At 75.4% G+C, this 370-nt stretch carries 1 protein-coding gene; it reads left to right on the forward strand.

Annotation, left to right across the window (positions count from 1 at the left end; genetic code table 11):
• Positions 1–370, forward strand: a 370-nt coding sequence (locus HTV45_RS33435) for an ABC transporter ATP-binding protein (protein ID WP_215209634.1), incomplete at both ends; no start/stop codon positions are given.

The raw sequence follows: 370 nt of genomic DNA on the forward strand, positions 1-370 counted from the left end.
GTCGCCGCGCTGTCCGGCGGTGAGCAGCAGCGCGTCGCCCTGGCCCGCGCGCTGGCCCCGCGCCCGAAGCTCCTGATGCTGGACGAGCCGCTCGGCCAGCTCGACCGCAGCCTCCGCGAACGGCTCGTCGTCGAACTGCGCACCCTGTTCCAGGAGTTGGGCACCACCGTGCTGGCCGTCACGCACGACCAGGGCGAGGCGTTCGCGCTCGCCGACCGGGTCGTCGTGATGCGGGACGGCCGGATCGCGCAGGAGGGCAGCCCGCTGGACGTCTGGCAGCGCCCCGCCTCGGCGTTCGTCGCCCGCTTCCTCGGCTTCGACAACGTCACCGGGGCGAGCGTCACCGGAGGGGCCGCCGCCACCGCCTGGG

Origin of the sequence: Streptomyces sp. CHD11 (assembly GCF_018638295.1) — a bacterium.
Classification (GTDB): domain Bacteria; phylum Actinomycetota; class Actinomycetes; order Streptomycetales; family Streptomycetaceae; genus Streptomyces.